The following is a 23,506-nucleotide window of genomic DNA, read 5'->3' as shown; positions in this document are numbered from 1 at the left end:
TTGCAGGTCCACGACGACTGCGGGGGCTTCGCTCACTGGCTACCTCCCGCCGGAGTGCTGGCAGGCGGCACGTTGCTCTGGGCATTCAGCGCCGCCATGCGGGCTTCGCGCTCGGCCTGACGCTGCTCGCGACGCTCACCTTCCTGCTGTTCTTCCGCGGCTTCGAAGGTGTCGTAGGCCTCGACGATGCGCTGCACCAGCGGGTGACGCACGACGTCCTTGGCCAGGAAGCGCGTGATGCTGATCCCCGGGGTGTCCTTGAGCACTTCCAGAACATGCGCAAGGCCCGACTGGGTGCCGCGCGGCAGATCGACCTGCGAGACGTCACCGGTGATGACGGCGGTGGAGCCGAAACCGATGCGCGTCAGGAACATCTTCATCTGCTCGCGCGTGGTGTTCTGGGACTCATCGAGAATGATGTAGGCGTTGTTGAGCGTCCGGCCGCGCATGTAGGCCAACGGCGCGATCTCGATGATCTGACGCTCGATCATCTTGTTGACGTGCTCGAAGCCGAGCATCTCGTACAGGGCGTCGTAGAGCGGGCGCAGGTAGGGGTCGATCTTCTGGGCCAGGTCTCCCGGCAGGAAGCCGAGCTTCTCGCCGGCCTCGACCGCCGGACGTACCAGCAGGATGCGTCGCACTTCGTTGTTGTTGAGCGCTTCCACGGCAGCGGCGACGGCAAGATAGGTCTTGCCGGTACCGGCCGGGCCGATGCCGAAGTTGATGTCGTGATTGCGCATCTCGGTGACATAGCCCTGCTGATTGAAGCCGCGCGGGCGCACCAGCACCTTGGGCGTGCGGATCACCACATCACCGTAGGTGGCGCCCTGGTCCTCGGCGGCCTCGACCAGCGCCTCGACGCCGGATTCCTGCAGGAACAGATGAACGGTCTCGGCATCGACTTCGCCGGCGCCGGTCTCGCGATACAGATGCTCCAGCACGTTGGCGGTCGCCTTCACGGCGGCCGCGGGGCCTGCGATCTGGAAGTCATTGCCGCGGTTGCGCAGGGTGACACCGAGCCGGGATTCGATCAGCTTGAGATGCTCGTCGCGCTGGCCGGTCAGGCTGGCCAGACGCTGCGGGTCTGCCGGCTCAAGCGTCATGTTGAGAATGCGATTGGCTTGCTGTGACTGGTGGCTCAAGGCGTCGAATATCCTGATAGTGATGAGTGACGATGAGGGGCAGCCGCGATGGCGGATATCTGCGCGTAATGTACGGGGCGCTCTGCCCGCCACGGCGCATGACGGCGCCATTTCAGTGTCAATGGTGACGCGTTGCCGAAGTCTCAAGAGAGCTTAATGCGCGATGGCCGTACAGGGCAATTGTCCTGTACGGCCAGCGTGGCTATCTGCTTGATAGTGGGGGCTGATGGCGCCTCGTCAATGTCGTGAGCGACGAGCGATCAATAGCGGTAGGGCGAGCTGAGCTCACCGCGCAGCGAGTTGGGGTAGGCCTCGGTGATCTCGACATCCACCAGGTAGCCGATCAGCTCGGTCGGGTTGGCGGCGCGGAAGTTGACCACCCGATTGTTCTCGGTGCGCCCTGACAGCAGGCCCGGGTCACGCGGCGAGAAGCCGGAGACCAGGATGCGCTGGGTGGTGCCGACCATCTTGCGACCGATCTGCATCGCCTGCTGGTTGATGCGCTCCTGCAGGATGAGCAGGCGCTCCTTCTTCACTTCTTCCGGAGTGTCATCGTCCAGATTCGCCGCCGGGGTGCCCGGACGTGCGGAGTAGATGAAGCTGAAGGAGTGATCGAAGCCGATCTGGCCGATCAGGTCCATGGTGTCCATGAAGTCCTGATCGGTCTCGCCCGGGAAGCCGACGATGAAGTCGGAGGAGAAGCTGATGTCCGGGCGCAGCGCGCGGATGCGTTCGAGCTTGTCGATGTAGAGGTCACGCTCGTGGCCGCGCTTCATCGCCGCCAGGATGCGGTTGGAGCCCGACTGCACCGGCAGGTGCAGATGGCTGACCAGCTCCGGGATCTCACCGAAGGCCTCGATCAGCGAGTCCTTGAACTCCAGCGGATGCGAGGTGGTAAAGCGGATGCGGTCGATGCCCTCGACCTGCGCCACGCAGCTGATCAGCTCGGCGAGGTCGATCTCCTCACCCAGCTGGTTGAGACCGGCGTAGGCGTTGACGTTCTGGCCCAGCAGGTTGATCTCGCGCACGCCCTGGTCGGCCAGGTGGATGACTTCATCCATCACCTTTTCGAAGGGGCGCGAGACTTCCTCACCGCGGGTGTAGGGCACCACACAGAAGGTGCAGTACTTGGAGCAGCCTTCCATCACCGAGACGAAGGCGCTGGCACCGTCGCTCTTGGGCGCGGGCAGGTTGTCGAACTTCTCGATCTCGGGGAAGGTCACGTCGACGACGGAAATCTGCTTGAGGCTGTCGCGGCGGGTGTCGAGCATCTTCGGCACGCGGTGCAGGGTCTGCGGGCCGAACACCATGTCCACATGCGGGGCACGCTTGCGCAGGTTGTCGCCTTCCTGACTGGCCACGCAGCCGCCGACGCCGATCACCAGCTCCGGGTTCTTTTCCTTGAGCTTCTTCCAGCGTCCCAGCTGGTGGAACACCTTCTCCTGCGCCTTCTCGCGGATGGAGCAGGTGTTGAGCAGGATGACGTCTGCTTCGGATTCGTCGCTGGTGACTTCCATCTGATGCGATTCGCCGAGCAGATCCGCCATGCGCGCGGAGTCATACTCGTTCATCTGGCAGCCGTGAGTCTTGATGAAGAGTTTCTTCGCCATTGCCTTGTGTGAACGCTCTGAGCTGCGCGCCCGGGCTTCGTGCGCCTCGCGCCCGGGCACATGGTGGCGGCGGGCAGCGTCAGCGGTCAGGAGAAGCGGGCGCGACTTGTAATGAATGAGCCCCGGCGCCGATGGCTGGCCGGGAATCGAGGGCGCGACGATACTGTGCCAAGCGGCACGCTGATCGGGTCGAGGCCAAAATCGGGACGGCACAGTATAGGAGTCTGCCGGCCATGCGGCCAGCCCTGTCGCATCGCTGTCAGCAATGAGGAGGATGCCTGCCAACCACCGGTTCAGCCTGATGGTGGCTGTGGTATCCTCACGAGAAAGCCCGCGCATGCCCTGACGCTACAACAGGGGCTTGGCATGTTTCATAGTTATCAGGCAGGTGTTGCGCAACGCACATCAGGCTGTCAATGGCTTGATTTGTTGAGGTTTTCATGCCGATAGCCCGGCTGCCTGAGCTGGTTAAAATTTGATCGATTTGTTGGCGGGGCAGGCATTTCGCCGTGCGCAGACCTGCCCCTTTGAGGTTGTCCCAAGACTTATCCACAGAAAGTGTGGATGTCTGAAGACACTGAAATGACAGTCTCGGATTTTTCTCGCGGCAATTTCGTTACCGTACGTCCAAGCGCGACAGCGATGCCAGGCAGGACGCCTTGCATTGCGCAACCTGGCAGACACCGCATGGGCAGACAGGGCGAGCCTTCCTTCGCCCAAAAGCGGTCGATCATGTTCGGCATGTGGGGACGCAGGATTCAGCGCGCTTGCTCCTCGTGCCCACACGCCTGACACGGTCGGCTTACGCCCTTAGACAGCCATGAAGAACACGATATGACGCGATTCTCCATTACCAGCACCCCTTCATCTTTCGGTCTCCTGTCACCCCGATCGCCGTGTTCGACGCTTGCGCGCTCACTGCGCCGTGTGGTGCTGGGGGCTGGCGTCGCCGGCAGCCTGCTGCTGGGCGCACCGCTGGCCAATGCGGCCACCGACCGCTGGGTCGCCGATGACCTCACCACCTTCGTGCGCAGTGGCCCGACGGATGGCTACCGCATCGTGGGCACGGTGGAAGCCGGCCAGCCGGTCGAGCTGCTCGAGGTCCAGAATGACTACAGCAAGATCCGCACCGCCAGCGGTGACGTGGTGTGGATTCCCTCCGCTGACCTGCAGGACACCCAGAGCGTCAATGCCCGGGTGCCCGAGCTGAGCGCCAGGGTCAAGGAATTGACTGCCAAGCTCGACGGCATCAATGAAGAGTGGGAAACCCGTGTCGAGGACATGAAGACCGGCCTCGAGACGCGTCAGGCGCGCATCGAAGAGCTTGAGCAGGCCAGCAACAGCCAGTCAGCCGAGCTTGCCCAGGCGCGTAGCAAGATGCAGGACATGGAAACCAAGCTCGATACCAAGAAGCAGGACCTGCTGATGCGCTACTTCATGTACGGCGGTGGCGTGGCGGGTGTCGGCCTGCTGGTCGGCCTGATCGTGCCGCACCTGCCGCGTCGCAAGAAGAAGCGTCACGGCTTCCTGTAAGGCATCCCGGTAACCGATAGCAGAGGGAGTGCGCCAGCTCATGTCGGCACAAGACACGACGATGGACGCGACGCCGGCCAGTGACCCCTGGCTGGCGCGATGGCAGGAAGGGCGGATCGGCTTTCATCTGCCCGCCACGCATTCGGCGCTGGAGCGCTGGTGGCCGCGGCTTGAGATCGCGGCGGGCGCCAAGGTGCTGGTGCCGTTGTGTGGCAAGAGTCTCGACATGCGCTGGCTGGCGGCGCAGGGCTATCCGGTGCTGGGCATCGAGCTTGCGCGCCAGGCCTGCGAGCAGTTCGTCGCCGAAGGCGCCGGGGATGTCTCGCGCTATCGGCTGGAGCACTTCGAATGCTTCCGCCAGGGCATGGTCGAGCTGTGGTGCGGAGACTTCTTCCACTTCCATATCGACCATGTCGATCATCTGGATGCTTTCTATGATCGCGCCGCGCTGATCGCCTTGCCGCCGGCCACCCGGCAGCGCTACGCCTTCCATCTGGCGCAGCTGCTGCCCCCGGGCGCGCGTGGCCTGTTGATCAGTCTCGAGCGGCAGACGGAGCAGCATCAGGGCCCGCCGTTCCATGTCGCCGAAGACGAGATTCGTCAGCTGTTGAGCGCCAACTTCACGCTTGAGGTACTGGAGCGTCGTGCCCCGGATGAGCGCGGTTTGCGTGAGACGGTATGGAGTCTGGTGCGCAAGGGACCGCGTCGCTGACGACTCAGGGGTGACCTTGTCAGTCAGGTCCAGTCTTCTTGAAGGTCCAGTCCTCATGAAAAACGCCACCGCCGCCCAATGGGCGGCGGTGGCGTTTTCGTTGGTGGCGAGCTGCTGTCGAACTTACTGATCGAGCCTACTGGTCGAGCTGGCGGATCAGCGTAGTGTCCTGGAAAGCGCGAGTCAGCGCATCGCCGATCACCTCAGAGACCATCTCGGTGTTCTTTTCCTGGCTCGGCTTGAGGGCATAGCCCTGATCACGCGTCGCGGTGTAGCTGCCGGTATAGCGCTGCTTGCCGGACACGGCGACGGCCTTGATCACGCCATTGAGTGTCGCGGTATCGGTGATCAGGCCGCCACGCTTCACGCCATAGGCCAGCTCGGTCAGCGAGATGGTCAGCTCTGCTGCGCCCTGGTTGGCCTGTTCGGCGGACACCGGCACGAAGCCCATGCGGCGCAGGGCGCTGACGGTCTGGGCCTCAAGCTTGGGTGTCAGGTCGCCGGTCGGCACGACCAGATAGCTCGAGGCATTGGTGGCGCCATCGCGAGAGCCGATGCGCTCTGACGGACGCTCATCGAGCACGTCCACCACCACCTGTTGCCCGTGGCCGACCACGCCCATCTCGCCGACCTGCGGATTGACGTACAGGCGCTGCGGGCTGGTGCCGCAAGCGCTGAGAAGTGCCGCCGTGGCGATCAGTGCCACGCTCATGCAGGTGGTGCGCAACTTGTGCATCATCATCGGGGTTCCTGGGCCTGAGGCCGGTTGTCATGGGAGTCATCTCGGCCATCCGTTGCCAATATCTCGCCTGCCGCGCGGGATGGCCGGAGCACAATGGCGCGAGTATAGGGCCAGAATGGCGCCTGAGCGTAGTGGAAATTCAGGCTCACCGCTGTCCTCTGCAAGCGACAGTGGTCGAGGTTCATGGCCCGTAGCCCGTAGCCCATGGTCCATGGCTCATAGCTCATGACTCATGCGCCGTCGACGCGCCTGCTCAAGGCCAGCAGGCCCAGCAGCGGGCCGGGCAGCAAGGCCAGCAGCAGCAGGCTACCGTGGCCGGCGATCAGTGGCGTGAGCAAGGCGATCGAGACCAGCGACAGGCTGAAGCCGAAGGCATTCATCATCGCCAGGGCGCTGGCCTGCAGCTCGACCGGGGTACCGCCCGCGGCGAGCGCCGAGAACTGCGGCGAGTCGATCACGGCCAGAAGGCTCCACAGCGCCAGCAGTGCCAGCAGCACGCCGTAACCGGCCTCAAGCTGCGTGGCGGCGACGAAGACCAACGTCAGCGTCACCGAACCGGCGAGCCCGAGACGCGCGACCCACAGGCTGCCTCGGCTGCGCGAGAGCCAGCCCCCGATGACGCAGCCGGGCGCGCCGATGGCGATCACCAGGAAGCTATGCCAGGCCAGGCTGGCAGGAGAGAGCGTCACGCCTGTCGCGCTGGCCATCTGGGTCAGCAGCAGAGGCGTCAGGGCCCACAGGGTGTACAGCTCCCACATGTGGCCGAAGTAGCCCAGTGCGCCGCGTACGAAGCCGGGATATTGCCAGGCTGCCAAGCCTCGTGTAGCACGTGCGAGAAAGGTGTTGCGGCCGTCTTTCGCCGCTGGTGCTTGGCGGGGCGCCGAGGTGGCTTTCGCCGCCGGTGGGGCCAGCAAGGCGACCAGACCGGCACCGACGATGGCCAGCAGCGAGGCAGTGCTGATGGCTGCGCCCCACGGCAGCTGCATGCCTTCGCCCTGTTGCAGTGCGGCCAGTGCATGCGGCAGCCCGGTGCCAAGCACCAGCATGCCGACCAGCCAGGCGAGCGCGGCACCGGCACGGTCCGGTGCGGTCTGCACCATCAGCTTCAAGCCGATGGGGTAGATGCCAGCCAGTGCCAGCCCCGTCAGCACGCGCAAGCCTGAGGCGCTCAGCAGGCCCGGCGCGATCAACAGCGCCAGATTGGTCAGCGCGCCCAGCACGCAGGAAGCCATGAACAGATGGCGCGCCGCGAAACGGTCCGCCAGGCCGGCAAGCCCCAGCCCCAGGGTGCCGACGATGAAGCCGCCCTGCACCGAGGAGGTCAGCTGGCCGAGTGCCGAGGCGCTATCGCCGGCGAAGCCCCAGCTCGCCAGCATCGGCGTGAGTACTGCATTGGGGGTGAACCACAGGCTGGTGCCGAACAGCTGCGCCAGGGCGATCAAGGCGACCGGATAGCGGTTGGCCCATTGCCGCCAGCCAGAGATGGGCGGCGTGAGTGACTTGGTTGAGGACACGAGGGCACCTTGTAGGGCTGATGGCGTGATGGCACGGCAAGACGCGAACGGGCGACACCGAAGTGTCGCCCGTCACAGATAGCCCGTCCCAACAATGGGGTCAAGGCGTCATTGATGGGGCAGCTCGGCGATGCGATGCAGAGACTACCCCGTCGCAGCCGTCGTCTACAGCCCCATGGCCGAAGAGGTGGAGCGACGCGGGTCAGCACCGCCGTAGAAGGTGCCGTCGTCGATCATGATCGACTGGATGGCGCCCATGGCGTCCTTGGTCACCACCTTGTGGCCCATCGCCTCGAGCAGACGGATGGTGTCCTTGCTGATGCCCGCCTCGATGCGAATCTCGTCCGGCAGCCACTGGTGGTGGATGCGCGGCGCACTGACCGCCGACTGGATGTTCATGCCGTGGTCGATCACGTTCATGATCACCTGCAGCGTGGTGGTGATGATGCGCGAGCCGCCGGGGCTACCGGTGACGAGGAAGTTCTTGCCATCCTTCATCACGATGGTCGGGCTCATGGAGGACAGCATGCGCTTGTTCGGCTCGATCTTGTTGGCGACGCCGCCGATCAGGCCATAGGCATTCGGCACGCCCGGCTTGGCGGAGAAGTCATCCATCTCGTTGTTGAGCAAAAAACCTGCGCCATCGACCACGATCCCGGAGCCGTAGCTGAAGTTGATGGTGTAGGTATTGGAAACGGCCAGACCATTGCCATCGGCAATCGAGAAGTGGGTGGTCTGGTTCGACTCATACGGCTGCGGCTTGCCGGGCTTGACCTCACTGGAGGGCGTGGCCTTGTCGAGCTCGAACTGGGCGCGCAATTCCTTGGCGTAGTCCTTGGAGATGATGCCCGACAGCGGCACATCGACGAAGTCGGTGTCGCCCAGATACTCGGAGCGGTCGGCGTAGGCGCGGCGCATCGCTTCCGCCATCACGTGGAGGGTGGCGGCGGAATTGAAGCCCATCGCCTGGATGTCATCGCCTTCGAGCATGTTGAGAATCTCGACGATGTGCGCGCCGCCGGAGGAGGGCGGGCTCATCGAGAAGATGTCATAGCCACGATAGGTACCGTGGACCGGCTCGCGGATGGCCGGCTCGTAGGCCTTGAGGTCATCCAGCGTCATGATGCCGTCGTGGCGCTCCATCTCGGCGACGATCAGCCGGGCGGTCTCGCCCTCGTAGAACTCGCGCGGTCCATTGGCGGCGATGCGCTTGAGGGTCGCGGCCAGTTCCGGCTGCTTGAACAGCTCACCCGCTTGATAGTTGCTGCCATCCGGCTTGTAGAACACCTTGGCGGTGCTGTCCCACTTGGCCAGGCGGTCCTTGGCATCGCTCAAGCCCTTGGCGAAGCGCGTCGGAATCACGAAGCCGTCTTCGGCCAGCTTGATGGCCGGGGCGAGCGCCTGCTCGAGACTCAGGGTGCCGTAGTCTTCCAGCGCCTTGGCCAGGCCAGCGACGGTGCCGGGCACGCCTGCCGCACGGTGGGTGAAGCGTGACCACTCGGAGACCGCCTCGCCATTCTCGTCCTGGAACATCGTCTCGCTGGCCGCCGCCGGGGCCTTCTCGCGGTAGTCGATGGCCACCACTTCGCCGGTCTTCTCATCCGACACCAGCATGAAGCCGCCGCCACCGATGTTGCCTGAACGCGGCTGGGTCACGGCCAGCGCGAAGCCTGCTACCACGGCGGCGTCGACGGCGTTGCCGCCATCGGCCAGCACATCGCGTGCGACCTGAGAGGCCAGATAGTGGCTGGTCGCGACCATGCCGTGCTGGCCTTCCTGGGGGTGGAAGCGCTCGCCTTCCAGAATCGCGGAAGACTCGGCGAAGGCGGCGGGAATCGCCGTCGGCAGCAGGCCGGCCAGCGGCAACAGTGCGGCGGCGGCCAGCGCCTTGAGATGTCTGCGGTTTGCGAGAGAGGTGTCGAACATGAGAGGTGTCGGTTCCTGTTATCGTTATAAGAGATGCGACATGACGCGTGCAGTGCGAGGAACATGCGCAGAAGGCCAGCGAGCTGCTCACTGGGCCGAGAGAACAGCTTAACTATCAGTTGCTAATGCACCAATTTCAACTTTGCACGGCAATATTCTTGTTGGTGTCTGATCTGGAAGGGGATGAGGTCCTGGTGTGAGGGCGGCTTGAGGGTGTGGGTCGCAGTGGAGTGCTTGGCGTGGGCCGGCGGCGACGGACCGGCAGGCTGGCGGTGCACATTCACACAGCGCCTGTCTTTTGTGAGAGGGTGGCGTAAAATGCCCCTTCCACTTCTCGCTGGCGCCTGATGACATGTCTGAACTACTGCCGAATGACTTCAAGATTGCCCCGTCGATCCTCTCTGCTGACTTCGCCCGCCTGGGGCAGGAGGTCGAGGATGTGCTGGCCTCCGGGGCCGATATCGTCCACTTCGACGTGATGGACAATCATTACGTGCCCAACCTGACCATCGGGCCGATGGTGTGCAAGGCGCTGCGTGACTACGGCATCAGCGCCGAGATCGATGCCCACCTGATGGTCACGCCGGTCGACCGCATGATCGGTGACTTCGCCGAGGCCGGTGCCAGCTACATCACCTTCCACCCGGAAGCCTCCGATCACGTCGATCGCTCGCTGCAGCTGATTCGTGATGCGGGCTGCAAGTCCGGTCTGGTATTCAATCCGGCCACGCCGCTTTCCTACCTCGACTACGTGATGGACAAGGTCGACATGATTCTGTTGATGAGCGTCAACCCGGGTTTCGGCGGCCAGTCGTTCATCCCCGGTACCCTCGACAAGCTGCGTGAAGCGCGTCGTCGCATCGATGCCTCCGGCTACAACATCCGCCTCGAGATCGATGGGGGCGTCAAGGTCGACAACATCGCCGAGATCGCGCGTGCCGGTGCCGATACCTTCGTGGCCGGTTCCGCCATCTTCAATGCGCGCAGTGACAGCGATGCCAACCGCTACGACAGCGTATTGGCGAAGCTGCGTGCCGAGCTTGCCAGCGTGCGCAGCTGATCGCGTGACGGATGACAGCGCGCGAGCTGGCGAGGCAGTCGACGGCTCGGCTCACGCCGCGGCGCTCAGCGAGTGGTCGCTGTATGTGCTCGAGACGGCCCAGGGGCGCCTCTACACCGGTATCAGTACCGATGTGGCGCGCCGCCTGAGCGAGCATGAGGGCGGCAAGCGCGGTGCGCGGGCGCTGCGCGGCAAGGGGCCGCTGACGCTGTGTTATCAACAGGTGGTCGGCGATCGCTCGCGGGCGCTCAAGCTTGAGTATCGCGTCAAGCAGTTGAGTGTGGCGGCCAAGCGCCGCTTGATCGCCGGTGAGCTTGCGCTGGACAGCCTGCTCGACTGACGATCTGCTTGATTGAATGCGTGAAACGAAAACGCCCCCAGCGGAGACCGCTGGGGGCGTTTTACGTTTTGCGTTACTGGCGAGCGATCAATGCAGTTTCATCTTCGGACGCAGGTAACGGTTCAGGCCATCGACCACCACCGTCATGCCGGTCTTGACCACGCCGTGGATCGCCATCTGGTGCATGCGATACAGCGAGGCGTAGAAGAACTTGGCCAGGCGACCTTCGATGAACAGCGAACGCGCCGAGGCACCGCGCATCAGCGAGCCGACGGCATCGAAGTGCGCCAGCGAGATCAGCGAGCCGTGGTCCTTGAACACGAAGTCCTTGAGCGGCTTGTTGGCCATCGCGGCGCGCAGGTTCTTGACCATCAGGCTGGCCTGCTGGTGAGCGGCCTGGGCGCGCGGCGGGACGCGCTTGTCATCCGGCTGCGGGCAGCTGGCACAGTCACCGAGGGCAAAGATGAACTCATCATCGATGCTCTGCATGGTCTGGTGCACCTTGACCTGATGGTTGCGCTCGGTGGACAGACCCAGCTCGGACAGGAAGGCGGGCGCACGGATACCGGCGGCCCAGACGCTCAGGTCGGCTTCGATCAGGGTGCCATCGGCAGTGGTGATGCCGCGTGAGTCGGCGCAGGTCACCCGGGTATCGACGTGGATATCGACGCCCAGCTTGGTCAGCTCCTTGGCGACCGGCTTGCCGATGCGTTCCGGCAGGGCGGGCAGGATGCGCGGTGCGGCCTCGATCAGGTGGACCTTGACCTGGCGGTCTTCCAGCGAGGAGAAGCCGTAGCTGTGCAGCATCTTGGAGGCATCGAACAGCTCGGCGGAGAGCTCGACCCCGGTAGCACCGGCGCCGATGATGGCGACGTTGAGCTGCTGGCGCTCACATTCCTCGCCGTTGGCGCTGAAGCGCAGGAAGGTGTCGAGCATGTCGCGGCGGAATTTCTCGGCCTGCTGCGGGCTATCCAGGAAGTGGCAATGTTCGGCGACGCCTTCGGTGCCGAAATCATTGGACACGCTGCCCAGTGACAGTACCAGATAGTCATAGCTGAGCTGGCGGGCGGGCAGCAGCACGTTGCCCTTGGCATCGTGGATGGCGGCCAGGGTCAGCTGCTTCTCTTCACGCTCCAGGCTTTCCAGGGTGCCGCGCTGGAACTTGTAGCCGTGGGCCTTGGAATGGCCCTGGTAGGAGACTTCATCGAGACCGGAATCCAGCACGCCGGTGGCCACTTCGTGCAGCAGCGGCTTCCAGATGTGCGTGGAGTTGCGGTCGATCAGAATGATCTCGGCTTTCTTCTTGCGGCCCAGCTTGTGGCCCAGTTTGGTGACGAGTTCCAGACCGCCGGCGCCTCCGCCAACGACTACGATGCGGGGAATGGCCATTGAGTGCTCCTCAGTGACAAGATTGATGGGAAGGTGTGAAAAGTGTCGGCCGGCTATCGAGTCAGGACATGCAAGGCCCGGAGTCGATAACTGGCGTCGCGATACCGCTATGATAACAAGATAATGAGCGTGCTAAATAGTGCTGCATGCGCGAAATGTCGTTATTTTACGTATATTCGCCATGAGCACGCGAGAACTCGGTGTTGCGCTTTTGGCACCTACACGAATTCTGTCGCTGAAAAGGAGCAAGGATGCACGATCATCCCACATTCACAGGTCCGGTACATCCGTCGCTCAGGGCGATCGAGATGGTCGCCTTCGACCTCGATGGCACCCTGATCGACTCGGTGCCGGACCTCGCCCATGCGATCGACTGCATGCTTGAGCAAGAGGGGCTGACGGCGCTGGGGGAGGCGCGGGTACGCGACTTTGTCGGCAATGGATCGCGGGTGCTGGTGGAGCGCGCCCTGGCAGCACATGGCCTGGCGACCGATGACCTGGCGCGGGTCGAGCAGGCGCATCAGAGCTTTTTGGCACATTACGCCGCCGACCCCAGCTCGCGTACGCGACTCTATCCCGGCGTGCGGGAATGCCTGGAGGGGCTGCGCCAGGCCGGGATCCCGCTGGTGCTGATCACCAACAAGCCGGAAGCCTTCATCGAACCGCTGCTTTCGCACTTCGCGCTGAGCGAGCATTTCGCGCTGGCGCTGGGCGGCGATAGCCTGCCGACGCGCAAGCCGGACCCCGCGCCCCTGCTGTTCGCCGCCGAGCGGCTGGGAGTGTTGCCGCGTCAGGCCTTGATGGTCGGTGACTCGCGTCATGATATCGCGGCAGGCCGCGCCGCCGGCTTCCGCACCCTGGCGGTGCCTTACGGCTACAACCATGGCGAGCCGATCTCGCGCAGCCACCCGGACTACCTCGTCGACTCACTCGCCGAGCTGGTCGTGGCTGGCTGAGTGACGCTGATTGATGGGAATTGACAGAGCGAGGCTGGTGTCCCGCTCGGGCGCACAGTGAGGCATGAGATGGCAGAACTTGCCTCCACCAGCGCTGCCGCCAGCGACCCGCGATGATAGACTGAGTCCCAGACAAGCCGGCCCCGTGTCGGCAACGCACCCTCCGTGGAAGGAACTGCAGGTCATGATGACCCCACAACACTTCGCTGAACTGGCCGAGGCCGGTTACAACCGCATTCCCGTCACCCGTGACGTGCTGGCGGATCTCGACACGCCACTGTCTACCTATCTCAAGCTGGCCGACATGCCGTGGACCTTCCTGCTGGAGTCCGTGCAGGGCGGAGAGAAGTGGGGGCGCTACTCCATCATCGGCTTGCCGTGTCGTGAGCGCATCGAGGTGCGTGGCCAGGTGGTCTCGCATCTGATCAATGGCGAGCAGACCGGCATGACCGAGGTCGAGGACCCCCTCGACTGGATCGAGCAGTTCCAGACCCGCTTCCGCGTGCCGGTCATCGACGGTGCGCCGCGCTTCAATGGCGGCCTGGTCGGCTACTTCGGCTATGACACCGTGCGCTATATCGAACCGCGCCTGCGCGGCGTCGAGAAGCCGGACCCGCTGGGCGTGCCGGACATCCTGCTGATGGTCGCCGACGAGCTGGTGATCTTCGACAACCTGTCCGGGCGTCTGACGCTGTTGACCCACGCCGACCCGGCAACGCCGAACGCCTACGAGGCCGCCTGCGAGCGTCTCGAGCGCCTCGAGATCCAGCTGCGCAGCGCGACGCTGAACACCGTCAGCCCCGGCACCGGCGGCGAGCCGGTCAAGGAGACCGACTTCACCTCCGGCTTCACCGAGGAAGGCTTCAAGGGCGCAGTGGAGAAGATCAAGGAATACGTGCTGGCCGGTGATGTCATGCAGTGCGTGCCGTCGCAGCGCATGTCGATTCCCTACCGCGCCGCGCCGCTGGATCTCTACCGTGCACTGCGCAGCCTGAATCCCTCGCCGTACATGTTCTTCTTCAACCTGGATGACCACCATGTCATCGGCTCGTCGCCGGAGATTCTCTCGCGTCTCGAGGATGGCGAGGTCGCGGTGCGCCCGATCGCCGGTACCCGTGTGCGCGGCGCCACCGAAGAGGAAGACCTGGCGCTGGAGAAGGACCTGCTGTCAGACCCCAAGGAGGTTGCCGAGCACCTGATGCTGATCGACCTGGGTCGCAATGACGCCGGTCGCATCAGCCAGACCGGCAGCGTCAAGGTGACGGACCAGATGGTGGTGGAGCGCTATTCCCACGTCATGCACATCGTCTCCAACGTCACCGGCAAGCTGAAGGAAGGCCTGGGGCCGATGGACGTGCTGCGGGCCACCTTCCCGGCCGGCACCCTGTCCGGCGCGCCGAAGATTCGCGCGATGGAGATCATCGACGAGGTGGAGCCGGTCAAGCGCGGCATCTATTCCGGCGCAGTGGGCTATCTCTCCTGGCACGGCAACATGGATACCGCCATCGCGATCCGCACCGCGGTGCTCAAGGACAAGGTGCTGCACGTCCAGGCCGGCGCCGGTATCGTGGCCGATTCCGTGCCGCAGTCCGAGTGGGACGAGACCCTCAACAAGGGGCGTGCCCTGTTCCGTGCCGTGGCGATGGCGGAGCGCGGTCTGGACAACCTGGACTGATCGGCGCGCCACGCATTTCGGGAGTGACTCGCCAGTGTTCGCGGGTCACTCCCTGCAACGGCGCATGTGATTGACACTCCTGGCAGCTCAACGCACTATTGACCCATGACGCTACGTAACCCGCACGACCTCAGCCAGCAGTGGTGGCGCTCCTGACAAGGGGGCGGCTTTCGCATGTCTGAAGTTCGAGGACGTACGACCAGAAGAATGCCGCCGACCAGGGCGGCATTTTTGTTGCTGGACGGCGGGAACGACACCACAGGAGAGCGGGCAGGCCGGTCAATCACGGCGCATGATCCGCTCCCGAGAATGGACACTGACCATGCAGACATTCACTTCGCAGGACGCCAGCACGCCACGCGTGCTGATGATCGACAACTTTGACAGCTTCACCTACAACATCGTCCAGTATCTGAGTGAGCTGGGCGCGGAAGTGCTGACCGTGCGCAATGACGCCATCACGCTCGAGCAGATCGAGGCGCTCGGTGCATCACATCTGGTGCTGGGCCCGGGGCCGTGTACGCCCAACGAGGCCGGCATCACGCTGGAAACCATTCGCCACTTCGCCGGCAAGCTGCCGATTCTGGGCGTGTGTCTCGGTCACCAGGCCATCGGTCAGGTCTACGGTGGCAAGGTGGTACGTGCGCCCCGGGTGATGCATGGCAAGACCTCCGCCGTGCGTCACGACAACAGCGGTGTCTTCGCTGCGCTGGCCGAACCGCTGGAAGTCACGCGCTATCACTCGCTGGTGGTCGATCGTGAGAGCCTGCCCGAGTGTCTGATCGTCACCAGCTGGACGGATGATGACGATGTCACGCCGCAGTTGATCATGGGCCTGCGCCATCGCGAGCTGGATGTCGAAGGCGTCCAGTTCCACCCTGAGTCGATCCTGACATTGCAGGGTCATGAGCTTCTGGCTAACTTTCTGCGTCGCGGCGAGGCTGCGAAAGCCGCCTGAACGGGCGTTGATCGCAAGAGTCACATCCTATTTTTTCATGCGTCAGCCGCCGAGGCTGGCGCCTGCGGAGACACAACATGCAGATGCGTGAGGCGATTGGCGCCGTGATGCGCCGCCAGCACCTGAGCTACGACGACACTCATGCGGTCATGACGGCCATTATGACCGGCGAGGCGACCCAGGCGCAGATCGGGGCCTTGTTGATGGCGCTGTCGATGAAGGGCGAGACCGTCGATGAGCTGGCCGCCGCCGCCCAGGTGATGCGTGAGCTGATGACGCGCGTCACGGTGCGTGCCACCGATGCAGTGGATATCGTCGGCACCGGCGGTGATGGTGCCAACCTGTTCAATGTCTCCACGGCGGCAAGTTTCGTGGTGGCGGCCGCCGGTGGCCATGTGGCCAAGCATGGCAATCGCAGTGTCTCGTCATCGTCCGGCAGTGCCGACCTGCTTGAGTCGGCCGGCATCAATCTGGCGCTGGATGCCGAGCAGGTCGCACGCTGCATCGATGATATCGGGGTCGGTTTCATGTTCGCGCCCAATCATCACGCCGCCATGAAGCACGTGATCGGCCCGCGCCGCGAGATGGGTGTGCGTACCATGTTCAACATCCTCGGTCCGCTGACCAATCCGGCCGGCGCCACCCGTCAGGTGCTGGGGGTCTATGACCCGGCGCTGGTGCCGCTGATGGCCGAGGTGCTCAAGCGCCTCGGGGCCGAGCATGTGCTGGTGGTGCACAGCGATGATGGTCTGGACGAGATCTCGCTGGCGGCACCGACGCTGGTCAATGAGCTCAAGGATGGCGAGATCCGCGAATACCGTATCGCGCCGGAAGACTTCGGCATCGCGCGCCAGTCGCTGGAAAGTCTGGCGGTGGAGACCTCGGACGCCAGCCTCAAGCTGGTGCAGCAGGCGCTGCGCGGTGACGAAGGCCCGGCCAGTGACATCGTGGCACTCAATGCCGGTGCGGCCCTTTACGTGGCGGGCATCGCGGACAGTCTCAAGGAGGGTGTCAGCATTGCCGAGGACGTGCAGGCCAGCAAGCTGCCGTTCGAGAAGATGAAGGAATTGGCGGATTTCACCCGTGTCTACGCCCAGGTCAATGATGAAGGAGCGACCCGCTGATGAGCACCGAGCAGACGACTGACAAGGCATTGCCGACCATCCTGGCCAGGATTCTGGCGCGCAAGGAAGAAGAGATCGCCGAGCGCAGCGTCGCGGTGAGCGAGGCGGACCTGCAGACCCTGATCGAGAAACAGAGCGCGCCGCGCGGCTTCATCGAGGCGCTGACGTCGCGCATCGACCGTGGCGAGCCGGCCATCATCGCCGAAGTGAAGAAGGCGTCACCCTCCAAGGGCGTGATCCGTGAAGACTTCGTGCCCGCCGAGATCGCCGTGGCCTACGAGCAGGCCGGCGCCGCCTGTCTGTCGGTGCTCACCGATGCCGACTTCTTCCAGGGGCATGAGGACTTCATGATCGAGGCGCGCGACGCCGTCTCGATTCCGGTGATTCGCAAGGACTTCATCATCCACCCGTATCAGGTGCTGGAAGCACGTGCCATCGGTGCCGACTGCATCCTGTTGATCGTTGCGGCGTTGGACGATGCGCGCCTGAGCGCTCTGTATCGTCAGGCGCGTGAGCTGGGCATGGATGTGCTGGTCGAGGTGCATGACGGCGAAGAGCTCAGGCGTGCACTGGCGCTGGGCATCGAACTGGTCGGCATCAACAACCGTGACTTGCGCACCTTCGAGACGTCGCTTGAGACGACGCTGGACCTGCTGAGCGACATGCCGCAGGGCGTGCGTGTGGTCACCGAATCCGGCATCCATACCCGTGACGACGTGGCGAAGATGCGCGACGCCGGTGTCCACGGCTTCCTGGTGGGAGAAGCCTTCATGCGCTTTGATGATCCGGGGGAAGGTCTGCGGGGATTGTTCTTCGTGGATTGATGATCGATTATTAGTGTTATTTGTTATCCAAAGGATAACAAAAGCCCGCATGGCATTGCCATGCGGGCTTTTTCATGCCTGTCTGCTGACTTCTGTCCAAAGGCCTTTGGCCATCATCCTGCTGGAGGTCTATGGCCGCCATCAGTCACAGGGTCAGGCGTCTGTCTTGACGCTCTCGACTCCCTTGCGTGCCGTGAGCAGGGCTTCGGCGATTTCCTCGACCCCGGCGCCATGACTGTGGCGCGTCACCCAGCTGGGCTCCCAGCCGAGTGCCGCACGGTGCTGGATGATGTTGGCCACGCCCACGGTATGGCGGAAGGTGGCGAACATCGGCGCATCATTGGGGGCATCGCCGACGTACATCACCTCCTGCTCCAGCTGCATGCGGTCCAGGCCGAAGGTCTCGGTGAGGACCCGCACCGCCATGCGCGCCTTGTCGAACTCGCCCTGCCACGCATTGATGTGGATGGAGCTGGCACGCGCCTGAATACCGGCGGCCGTGAAGCCGGCGATGATGGCGCGAATCTCGCTCTGGGCCAGCGGGCCGACCGCCTGGCAGTGGTCCACCGCGACATCGGCGAAGCGGAAGGGCTGGTCCTGGGCCAGTGCCGCGCGCGGATGGTTGAGCAGCAACTGGCGGGCGACGGTCATGACGTGGCGCTGGCGAGCGCGCAGGCGCTGCTCGTCTTCCCACCAGGTGGTGAGGATGCGCTGCCCCTGACGGCGGAAGGCAAAGGCGCCGTTCTCACCGATCACGCTGGCGACCGGCCAGGCGCGTGCGATGTGATCACACCAGCCCGCACAACCGCCCGTGACGGGGATGACCTTGATGCCGGCGGCATCCAGGCGCTCCAGCGCCGCCAGCGTCGATGCCGCGAGACGCCCTTCATGGGTGAGGGTGTCATCGATATCGGTCAACAGATACCGGATACCCGACAGGGTGCTGGCAGGACAGTGGGCGAAGGCTTGCATGGTGATTCCAGAAATCCTCAGAAGGTAAGCGGGCGCGCGGCTGTCATCAGTCGCGTGTCCCTTCAGTATCGTCGATGCGTGCCGGCTTGCGCGACGCGCCTCGGTTCAGGCAGTGAAGCGCACCGACAGGCTCTGCTGGCTGGCAGCCTCCAGCGCGCTGCGATAATCGGGCTGATGGGGCAGCTCATCGGTGACCAGCAGGTCGATCTCCTCGAGCGGGGCGATGCGGCACATGGCGGCGCGCCCCCATTTGCTGGCGTCGGCGACCAGAATCCGGCGCTGGGCGTGATGGACCAGCGCACGGCTGACCGCGGCTTCTTCCGGGTCGAAGTCGAGCAGCCCACCGGCATCGAGGCCGCCACAGCCGAGGACCGCGATATCGACCTGGTGACGCGCGAAGAAGGCCACGGTGGCGCTGCCGACCACATCGAGGTCCTGCGGGCGCAGTTGTCCTTCCGCCAACTGGACGGCGACATCCGGGTGGGTCGAGAGCGCCTGCGCCACCTGCAGATTGTTGGTGATCACGCGCAGGCCGCGCCGGGCAAGCAAGGCTTCGGCGACCGCCACCACGCTGGTGCCGATGCCCAGCGCCAGGGTGGCGCCATCGGGAATCTCGGCGACCACGCTGGCGGCCATGGCCTGCTTGGCAGTGCGCGCCAGCATGATGCGCTGGGAATGTCCCAGGTTGTAGCCGCCCGGCGGACGCTCGATGCCGCCGTGGCGCCGACGCGCCAGCCCGCGCTCACACAGCACGCCCAGGTCACGCCGGATGGTCTGGGGCGTGACGTCGAAGGCGTGGGCCAGCGGGTCGACGGCCAGCTGGCCCTCGCGGGCCAGTCGCTCGAGTATCTGTTGCTGGCGCGGCGTCAGTGCATCATTGCTTGCGTGTTCAAAGCTGCGACTGTCGCGCTCGATGCCCGGGGTCATGTCTTGGGTAGCCCTTGCGTGGTGGTGTCGTTCGGCAGAGTGGGCTCGCGATCCTCCTCGCTGAAGATGGCCGGGTCATCGCTGATGACGGCATCCACACCCCAGGCCCAGCGCGGCGCGAAGGCGGCCGCATCATTGGGCGTGTAGCAGAGCAGCTTGTGGCCCCGGCTGGTGATGGCACTGGCCGCGGCGCGCGTCAGGGCGCGCCAATCGGCATGCACGGAACTTGCGTTCAGCTCATCGGCCAGGCTCTGCCAGTCGTCGGGAATGTCATCGTAGAGCAGGCCGATATGCACCTGCGGGTCGCGTTGACGTGTCAACCGCAGCGCCTGGGGATCAAACGACGAGATGATCAGGTGTGAGGCGGGCAGATGGGCGCTGGCCATCGGGATGGCAGCATCGACCAGCGCCTGGGCATCGTGGCCAGGGCTGAGCTTGAGCTCCAGATTCAGGCACATGTCCAGGCGTGCGATCAGCTCCAGCGCCTGCTTGAGCGAGGCCATGCGCTCACCGGCAAAGCACGCATTGAACCAGCTGCCGACATCGAAGGTCTGCACGCTGTCCCAATCGAGATTCTTGAGCTTGCCACGCCCATCCGAGCAGCGATTCACGCCGGCGTCGTGCCAGATGACCGGCGTGCCATCGCCCAGCAACTGCACGTCCAGTTCCACCCATTGAAAGCCGGCCTCATGCGCCGCCTGAATGGCGGCCAGGGTGTTTTCCGGCGCATAGGCCGACAGGCCGCGATGTGCGATCGCCAGGGGCAGGGGCAGGACGCTGTCAGTTGAATGTGATGCGTCGGCTGAATGTGACGATGAAACCATGGTGAATCCTCACAGAAAGAATGGCATGTCTGCCCGCCACGCAGCTGTGGCGCTGATCGGTCGAGGCGGATCACTGATGCTCAGACGCGAGACGGATCAGGGCAGGTCTCAAGCATTACCATCCAATGATGACGTTATCAGGGCAAGGGGTTCCGTCGGCCCGCGACAGGACGCAAGCGCTCATTCGATGGCCGCTGTCGCCTGCTCGCGGGTTGCCAGCCGCTTGCCGTCGGCGCCGAACAGATGGGCACGCGCCGGAAGGATGGCCAGGCGCAGCGTCTGTTCTTCCGCGACGGCGTGCTCGCCATCCAGTCTCACCACCAGCGGCTCGCTCTGGCCTTGCAGTCGGCAGTACGCCAGGGTGTCCGCGCCCAGCGGTTCGACCAGCTCGATGCGCGCCTCAAGCTCCGCGGCCCCTGCGGGCAGGGCATCGGCTGCTCCCAGTACCTGCAGGTGCTCGGGGCGAATGCCGAGGGTCAGCTCAGCGCCCGTGGCCAGGCCTTCGCCCTTACCCTCACCCTCACCCTCACCCTGCAGGGCAATGGTTGCGCCACACGGCAGCGCAAGGCCTGCCTCTGCCTGGGTGGCGCTCAGGAAGTTCATCGCCGGCGAGCCGATGAAGCCGGCGACGAACTGGCTGGCGGGCTGATCGTAGAGCGCCATCGGCGTGCCGAACTGCTCGACATGGCCGCCATTCATCACCACCAGACGATCCGCCAGGGTCATGGCCTCGGTCTGATCATGGGTCACGTAGACGGAAGTGACCTTGAGACGCTTCTGCAGACGGCGGATCTCGAGACGCATCTGCACACGCAGCTTGGCGTCCAGATTCGAGAGTGGCTCATCGAACAGGAAGACCTGCGGCTTGCGCACGATGGCGCGCCCCATGGCGACACGCTGACGCTGGCCGCCGGAGAGCTGCTTGGGGCGGCGATCGAGCAGCTCGGTCAGGCCCAGCAGCTCGGCGGCCTCGCTGACGCGCTGCTGGATCTCATCCTTGGGCGTGCGCCGGTTCCTGAGGCCGTAGGCCATGTTGTCGAACACGCTCATGTGCGGGTAGAGCGCATAGTTCTGGAACACCATCGCGATGTCGCGCTCGGCGGGTTCCAGCTCATTGACGCGCTTGCCGTTGATCTCCAGATCGCCCTCGGAGATGTCCTCCAGGCCTGCCAGGGTGCGCAGCAGGGTCGACTTGCCACAGCCGGACGGGCCGACGATGACGATCAGCTCGCCTTCGCCGAAGGCCAGGTCGATGCCATGCAGGGCCTGGTAGCCGTTGGGGTACTGCTTCTTGAGCTGCTTGAGCGCCAGTGTTGCCATGAGTTGTGTATCCAGAGCGGTGGCGTGACGGGCAAGTCTGTCCATCACGGCGTAACGGAATCAGGGGGCTTGGGGCGAGGTGTCGCGGGTCGGAGCGCGAGATCACTTCTCGCTGTCCACCAGGCCCTTGATGAAGTAGCGCTGCATGAACAGGATCACCAGTACCGGCGGGCCCATGGCCAGTAGCGTGGTGGCGGTGACGTCCTGCCACGGCACCAGACCATCACCGGTGGTCAGCATGCGCTTGAGGCTGACGACGATGGTCAGATAGTCGGCATCGGTGGTGATCAGCAGCGGCCACAGATACTGGTTCCAGCCGTAGATGAACATGATCACGAACAGCGCCGCGATGTTGGTCTTCGACAGCGGCAGCAGGATGTCCTTGAGAAAGCGCCACGGCCCGGCGCCATCGATGCGCGCGGCCTCGACCAGTTCCGCCGGAATGGTCAGGTAGAACTGACGCAGCAGGAAGGTCGCGGTGGCGCTGGCGATCAGCGGCAGGATCAGACCGGCGTAGCTGTCCAGCATGTTGAGGTCGGCCACCACCTTGAAGGTCGGCAGGATACGCACCTCCACCGGCAGCATCAGGGTGATGAAGATCAGCCAGAAGCACAGCTTGCGGAAGCGGAACTCGAAGAAGACGATCGCGTAGGCGGCCAGCACCGAGATGATGATCTTGCCGATGGCGATGCCCAGTGCCATCAGCATCGAGTTGAACAGCAGGGTCATCACGTCGGCGCCGAGACTGCTGACCGGGTCTGCCAGCAGCTGGCGGTAGTTGTCCAGGCCAGCCTCGCCGATCCAGACGGGGGCGACGTTGGAGTAGAGGTCACCCATCTCGTGGGTACTGGCGCTGAAGGCGATCCAGACCGGCAGGAAGAACAGTGCGCAGCCGACGATCAGCAGGGCATGGCTTGCGATATCAAGCCCGGGGCGGTTGTAGCGCATCAGTACTGCACCTTCTTCTCGACATACTTGAACTGGATCAGCGTCAGCACGCCGACGATGACCATCAACAGCACGGACTGGGCAGCACTCGAGCCCAGGTCCTGCCCGACGAAACCATCTTCATAGACCTTGTAGACCAGGGTGCGGGTCGAGCCGGCCGGACCGCCCTGGGTGGTGGCATCGATGGTGCCGAAGGTCTCGAAGAAGGCGTAGACCACGTTCATCACCAGCAGGAAGAAGCTGGTCGGCGAGAGCAGCGGGAAGGTGATGGTCCAGAAACGTCGCCAGGGGCCGGCGCGGTCCATCGCGGCCGCTTCCAGCAGGCTCTTGGGGATCGCCTGGAGGCCGGCGAGGAAGAACACGAAGTTGTAGCTCATCTGCTTCCAGATCGAGGCCAGCACCACCAGCAACATGGCCTGATCGCCATTGAGCTTGTGGTTCCAGTCGATGCCGATGGCGGACAGCAGCTCCGGCAGAATGCCCAGCGTCGGGTCGAACAGGAACAGCCACAGCACCCCGGCCACGGCGGGCGCCACGGCGTAGGGCCAGATCAGCAGGGTCTTGTAGGCGTGTGCGCCGCGCAGCACGCGGTCGGCCAGTACGGCGAGCCCCAGCGCCAGTGCCATGGCGCCGAAGGCCACCGCAAAGGAGAAATAGGTGGTCGTCCATAGTGTCGTCAGATATTCCGGCTCGCTCAGCACGCTGACGAAGTTGCTCAGCCCGGTGAATTCCCGCGAGAGCCCGAAGGCATCCTCGACATAGAAGGCCTGTTCGATGGCCTGGTAGGCCGGCCAGAAGAAGAACACGGCCACGATCAGCAGCTGAGGCGCCAGCAGTATCCAGGGCGTGATGGGGTGTCGATTGAAATGGGCCATGCAGCAGGGGTCTCGCAAGCAAGGAGGGACTGGGTGGTTCCGTCGGTAGCACGGAGTCGGCAAGCCTCGGCCGCTCCTGCGCCATCAAGCCGTGAGAGAAGGGAAAGCACACCGGATGTCGGATGCGCTTTCCGC

General features: G+C 64.2%; 21 protein-coding genes. 9 read left to right on the top strand and 12 right to left on the bottom strand.

Translation table 11 applies throughout. The annotated features are described in order from the left end of the window. Positions 1-32: 32 nt before the first annotated feature. Together MSG32_RS11155 and miaB are read right to left on the bottom strand one after the other, a co-directional pair. On the bottom strand, positions 33-1,142 hold the full coding sequence (locus MSG32_RS11155) for a PhoH family protein (protein ID WP_248379618.1): 1,110 nt from the start codon (positions 1,140-1,142) through the stop codon (positions 33-35). A 260-nt stretch (positions 1,143-1,402) separates the two neighbouring features. Then, the gene (gene miaB, locus MSG32_RS11150; RefSeq protein ID WP_248379616.1) at positions 1,403-2,752 is read right to left on the bottom strand and encodes a tRNA (N6-isopentenyl adenosine(37)-C2)-methylthiotransferase MiaB; all 1,350 of its coding nucleotides are present in this window, start codon (positions 2,750-2,752) and stop codon (positions 1,403-1,405) included. An 834-nt stretch (positions 2,753-3,586) separates the two neighbouring features. Between miaB and MSG32_RS11145 the strand changes: the two genes are divergently transcribed. Together MSG32_RS11145 and tmpT are read left to right on the top strand one after the other, a co-directional pair. Further along, positions 3,587-4,285, top strand: a complete 699-nt coding sequence (locus tag MSG32_RS11145; RefSeq protein ID WP_082388145.1) for a TIGR04211 family SH3 domain-containing protein — start codon at positions 3,587-3,589, stop codon at positions 4,283-4,285. A 40-nt stretch (positions 4,286-4,325) separates the two neighbouring features. Then, complete coding sequence (gene tmpT, locus MSG32_RS11140; protein WP_225996460.1) at positions 4,326-4,997, top strand: thiopurine S-methyltransferase; 672 nt, start codon at positions 4,326-4,328, stop codon at positions 4,995-4,997. A 136-nt stretch (positions 4,998-5,133) separates the two neighbouring features. Here tmpT and MSG32_RS11135 read toward each other — a convergent pair whose 3' ends face one another. From MSG32_RS11135 to ggt, 3 genes are all read right to left on the bottom strand, one after another. Beyond that, complete coding sequence (locus MSG32_RS11135; RefSeq protein WP_052384762.1) at positions 5,134-5,739, bottom strand: YajG family lipoprotein; 606 nt, start codon at positions 5,737-5,739, stop codon at positions 5,134-5,136. A gap of 230 nt (positions 5,740-5,969) precedes the next feature. Further along, positions 5,970-7,253 (bottom strand): MFS transporter, encoded by a 1,284-nt coding sequence (locus MSG32_RS11130; protein WP_248379608.1) that lies wholly within the window; start codon positions 7,251-7,253, stop codon positions 5,970-5,972. Positions 7,254-7,418: 165 nt separating this feature from the next. Next, positions 7,419-9,179 carry a gamma-glutamyltransferase gene (ggt, locus tag MSG32_RS11125; protein WP_213114581.1) on the bottom strand — a complete coding sequence of 587 codons (1,761 nt, stop codon included), beginning with the start codon at positions 9,177-9,179 and terminating at the stop codon, positions 7,419-7,421. Positions 9,180-9,531: 352 nt separating this feature from the next. Between ggt and rpe the strand changes: the two genes are divergently transcribed. Further along, positions 9,532-10,239 (top strand): ribulose-phosphate 3-epimerase, encoded by a 708-nt coding sequence (gene rpe, locus MSG32_RS11120; protein WP_043335268.1) that lies wholly within the window; start codon positions 9,532-9,534, stop codon positions 10,237-10,239. Positions 10,240-10,243: 4 nt separating this feature from the next. Further along, on the top strand, positions 10,244-10,579 hold the full coding sequence (locus tag MSG32_RS11115; protein WP_348983974.1) for a GIY-YIG nuclease family protein: 336 nt from the start codon (positions 10,244-10,246) through the stop codon (positions 10,577-10,579). 87 nt (positions 10,580-10,666) lie between these two features. Here MSG32_RS11115 and MSG32_RS11110 read toward each other — a convergent pair whose 3' ends face one another. After that, complete coding sequence (locus tag MSG32_RS11110) at positions 10,667-11,968, bottom strand: NAD(P)/FAD-dependent oxidoreductase (protein ID WP_043335266.1); 1,302 nt, start codon at positions 11,966-11,968, stop codon at positions 10,667-10,669. A gap of 251 nt (positions 11,969-12,219) precedes the next feature. Here MSG32_RS11110 and MSG32_RS11105 point away from each other — a divergent pair, with 251 nt between their 5' ends. The 5 genes from MSG32_RS11105 (at position 12,220) to trpC (ending at position 17,505) form a co-directional block, all read left to right on the top strand. Continuing rightward, positions 12,220-12,924: a phosphoglycolate phosphatase gene (locus MSG32_RS11105; RefSeq protein WP_248379605.1), complete on the top strand. Its 705-nt coding sequence runs from the start codon at positions 12,220-12,222 to the stop codon at positions 12,922-12,924. Positions 12,925-13,111: 187 nt separating this feature from the next. Further along, complete coding sequence (gene trpE, locus MSG32_RS11100) at positions 13,112-14,599, top strand: anthranilate synthase component I (protein ID WP_043335326.1); 1,488 nt, start codon at positions 13,112-13,114, stop codon at positions 14,597-14,599. A gap of 322 nt (positions 14,600-14,921) precedes the next feature. Further along, a complete protein-coding gene (locus MSG32_RS11095; RefSeq protein WP_248379602.1) occupies positions 14,922-15,557 on the top strand; it encodes an aminodeoxychorismate/anthranilate synthase component II in 636 nt (211 codons plus the stop codon). 77 nt (positions 15,558-15,634) lie between these two features. Then, positions 15,635-16,681, top strand: a complete 1,047-nt coding sequence (gene trpD / locus MSG32_RS11090) for an anthranilate phosphoribosyltransferase (RefSeq protein WP_043335260.1) — start codon at positions 15,635-15,637, stop codon at positions 16,679-16,681. Next, on the top strand, positions 16,681-17,505 hold the full coding sequence (trpC, locus tag MSG32_RS11085) for an indole-3-glycerol phosphate synthase TrpC (RefSeq protein ID WP_248379599.1): 825 nt from the start codon (positions 16,681-16,683) through the stop codon (positions 17,503-17,505). Before trpD ends, trpC begins: the two co-directional genes overlap by 1 nt. A 153-nt stretch (positions 17,506-17,658) precedes the next feature. On the opposite strand, the gene MSG32_RS11080 is transcribed toward trpC, so the two are convergent. The 6 genes from MSG32_RS11080 to ugpA form a co-directional block, all read right to left on the bottom strand. Then, positions 17,659-18,477 carry an HAD-IIB family hydrolase gene (locus MSG32_RS11080; RefSeq protein WP_107335461.1) on the bottom strand — a complete coding sequence of 273 codons (819 nt, stop codon included), beginning with the start codon at positions 18,475-18,477 and terminating at the stop codon, positions 17,659-17,661. Between the two features lie 105 nt (positions 18,478-18,582). Beyond that, positions 18,583-19,404 (bottom strand): DeoR/GlpR family DNA-binding transcription regulator, encoded by an 822-nt coding sequence (locus tag MSG32_RS11075; protein WP_248379596.1) that lies wholly within the window; start codon positions 19,402-19,404, stop codon positions 18,583-18,585. Beyond that, positions 19,401-20,228, bottom strand: coding sequence for a glycerophosphoryl diester phosphodiesterase (locus MSG32_RS11070; protein ID WP_248379592.1), 828 nt, complete (start codon positions 20,226-20,228; stop codon positions 19,401-19,403). The genes MSG32_RS11075 and MSG32_RS11070 overlap by 4 nt, the downstream gene beginning before the upstream one ends. A gap of 180 nt (positions 20,229-20,408) precedes the next feature. Then, complete coding sequence (locus MSG32_RS11065) at positions 20,409-21,548, bottom strand: sn-glycerol-3-phosphate import ATP-binding protein UgpC (RefSeq protein ID WP_248379589.1); 1,140 nt, start codon at positions 21,546-21,548, stop codon at positions 20,409-20,411. Between the two features lie 102 nt (positions 21,549-21,650). Further along, on the bottom strand, positions 21,651-22,496 hold the full coding sequence (gene ugpE, locus MSG32_RS11060; protein ID WP_043335925.1) for a sn-glycerol-3-phosphate ABC transporter permease UgpE: 846 nt from the start codon (positions 22,494-22,496) through the stop codon (positions 21,651-21,653). Continuing rightward, positions 22,496-23,371, bottom strand: coding sequence for a sn-glycerol-3-phosphate ABC transporter permease UgpA (gene ugpA, locus MSG32_RS11055; RefSeq protein ID WP_043335922.1), 876 nt, complete (start codon positions 23,369-23,371; stop codon positions 22,496-22,498). Before ugpA ends, ugpE begins: the two co-directional genes overlap by 1 nt. Between the last annotated feature and the right edge of the window lie 135 nt (positions 23,372-23,506).

Origin of the sequence: Cobetia sp. 1CM21F (assembly GCF_023161745.1) — a bacterium.
Taxonomy (GTDB): Bacteria; Pseudomonadota; Gammaproteobacteria; order Pseudomonadales; family Halomonadaceae; genus Cobetia; species Cobetia amphilecti.
Note: the sequence above shows the minus strand (reverse complement) of the source record. Positions and strands in the feature narration are given on the sequence as shown.

Coding starts and splice junctions, on each gene's coding strand:
- MSG32_RS11065 (WP_248379589.1), bottom strand. CDS start 21,548: ATGGCAACACTGGCGCTCAAGCAGCTCAAGAAGCAGTACCCCAACGGC.
- miaB (WP_248379616.1), bottom strand. CDS start 2,752: ATGGCGAAGAAACTCTTCATCAAGACTCACGGCTGCCAGATGAACGAG.
- rpe (WP_043335268.1), top strand. CDS start 9,532: ATGTCTGAACTACTGCCGAATGACTTCAAGATTGCCCCGTCGATCCTC.
- tmpT (WP_225996460.1), top strand. CDS start 4,326: ATGTCGGCACAAGACACGACGATGGACGCGACGCCGGCCAGTGACCCC.
- ugpE (WP_043335925.1), bottom strand. CDS start 22,496: ATGCGCTACAACCGCCCCGGGCTTGATATCGCAAGCCATGCCCTGCTG.
- trpE (WP_043335326.1), top strand. CDS start 13,112: ATGACCCCACAACACTTCGCTGAACTGGCCGAGGCCGGTTACAACCGC.
- MSG32_RS11070 (WP_248379592.1), bottom strand. CDS start 20,228: ATGGTTTCATCGTCACATTCAGCCGACGCATCACATTCAACTGACAGC.
- trpD (WP_043335260.1), top strand. CDS start 15,635: ATGCAGATGCGTGAGGCGATTGGCGCCGTGATGCGCCGCCAGCACCTG.
- ugpA (WP_043335922.1), bottom strand. CDS start 23,371: ATGGCCCATTTCAATCGACACCCCATCACGCCCTGGATACTGCTGGCG.
- MSG32_RS11105 (WP_248379605.1), top strand. CDS start 12,220: ATGCACGATCATCCCACATTCACAGGTCCGGTACATCCGTCGCTCAGG.
- MSG32_RS11135 (WP_052384762.1), bottom strand. CDS start 5,739: ATGATGATGCACAAGTTGCGCACCACCTGCATGAGCGTGGCACTGATC.
- MSG32_RS11080 (WP_107335461.1), bottom strand. CDS start 18,477: ATGCAAGCCTTCGCCCACTGTCCTGCCAGCACCCTGTCGGGTATCCGG.
- MSG32_RS11095 (WP_248379602.1), top strand. CDS start 14,922: ATGCAGACATTCACTTCGCAGGACGCCAGCACGCCACGCGTGCTGATG.
- MSG32_RS11075 (WP_248379596.1), bottom strand. CDS start 19,404: ATGACCCCGGGCATCGAGCGCGACAGTCGCAGCTTTGAACACGCAAGC.
- trpC (WP_248379599.1), top strand. CDS start 16,681: ATGAGCACCGAGCAGACGACTGACAAGGCATTGCCGACCATCCTGGCC.
- MSG32_RS11145 (WP_082388145.1), top strand. CDS start 3,587: ATGACGCGATTCTCCATTACCAGCACCCCTTCATCTTTCGGTCTCCTG.
- MSG32_RS11110 (WP_043335266.1), bottom strand. CDS start 11,968: ATGGCCATTCCCCGCATCGTAGTCGTTGGCGGAGGCGCCGGCGGTCTG.
- ggt (WP_213114581.1), bottom strand. CDS start 9,179: ATGTTCGACACCTCTCTCGCAAACCGCAGACATCTCAAGGCGCTGGCC.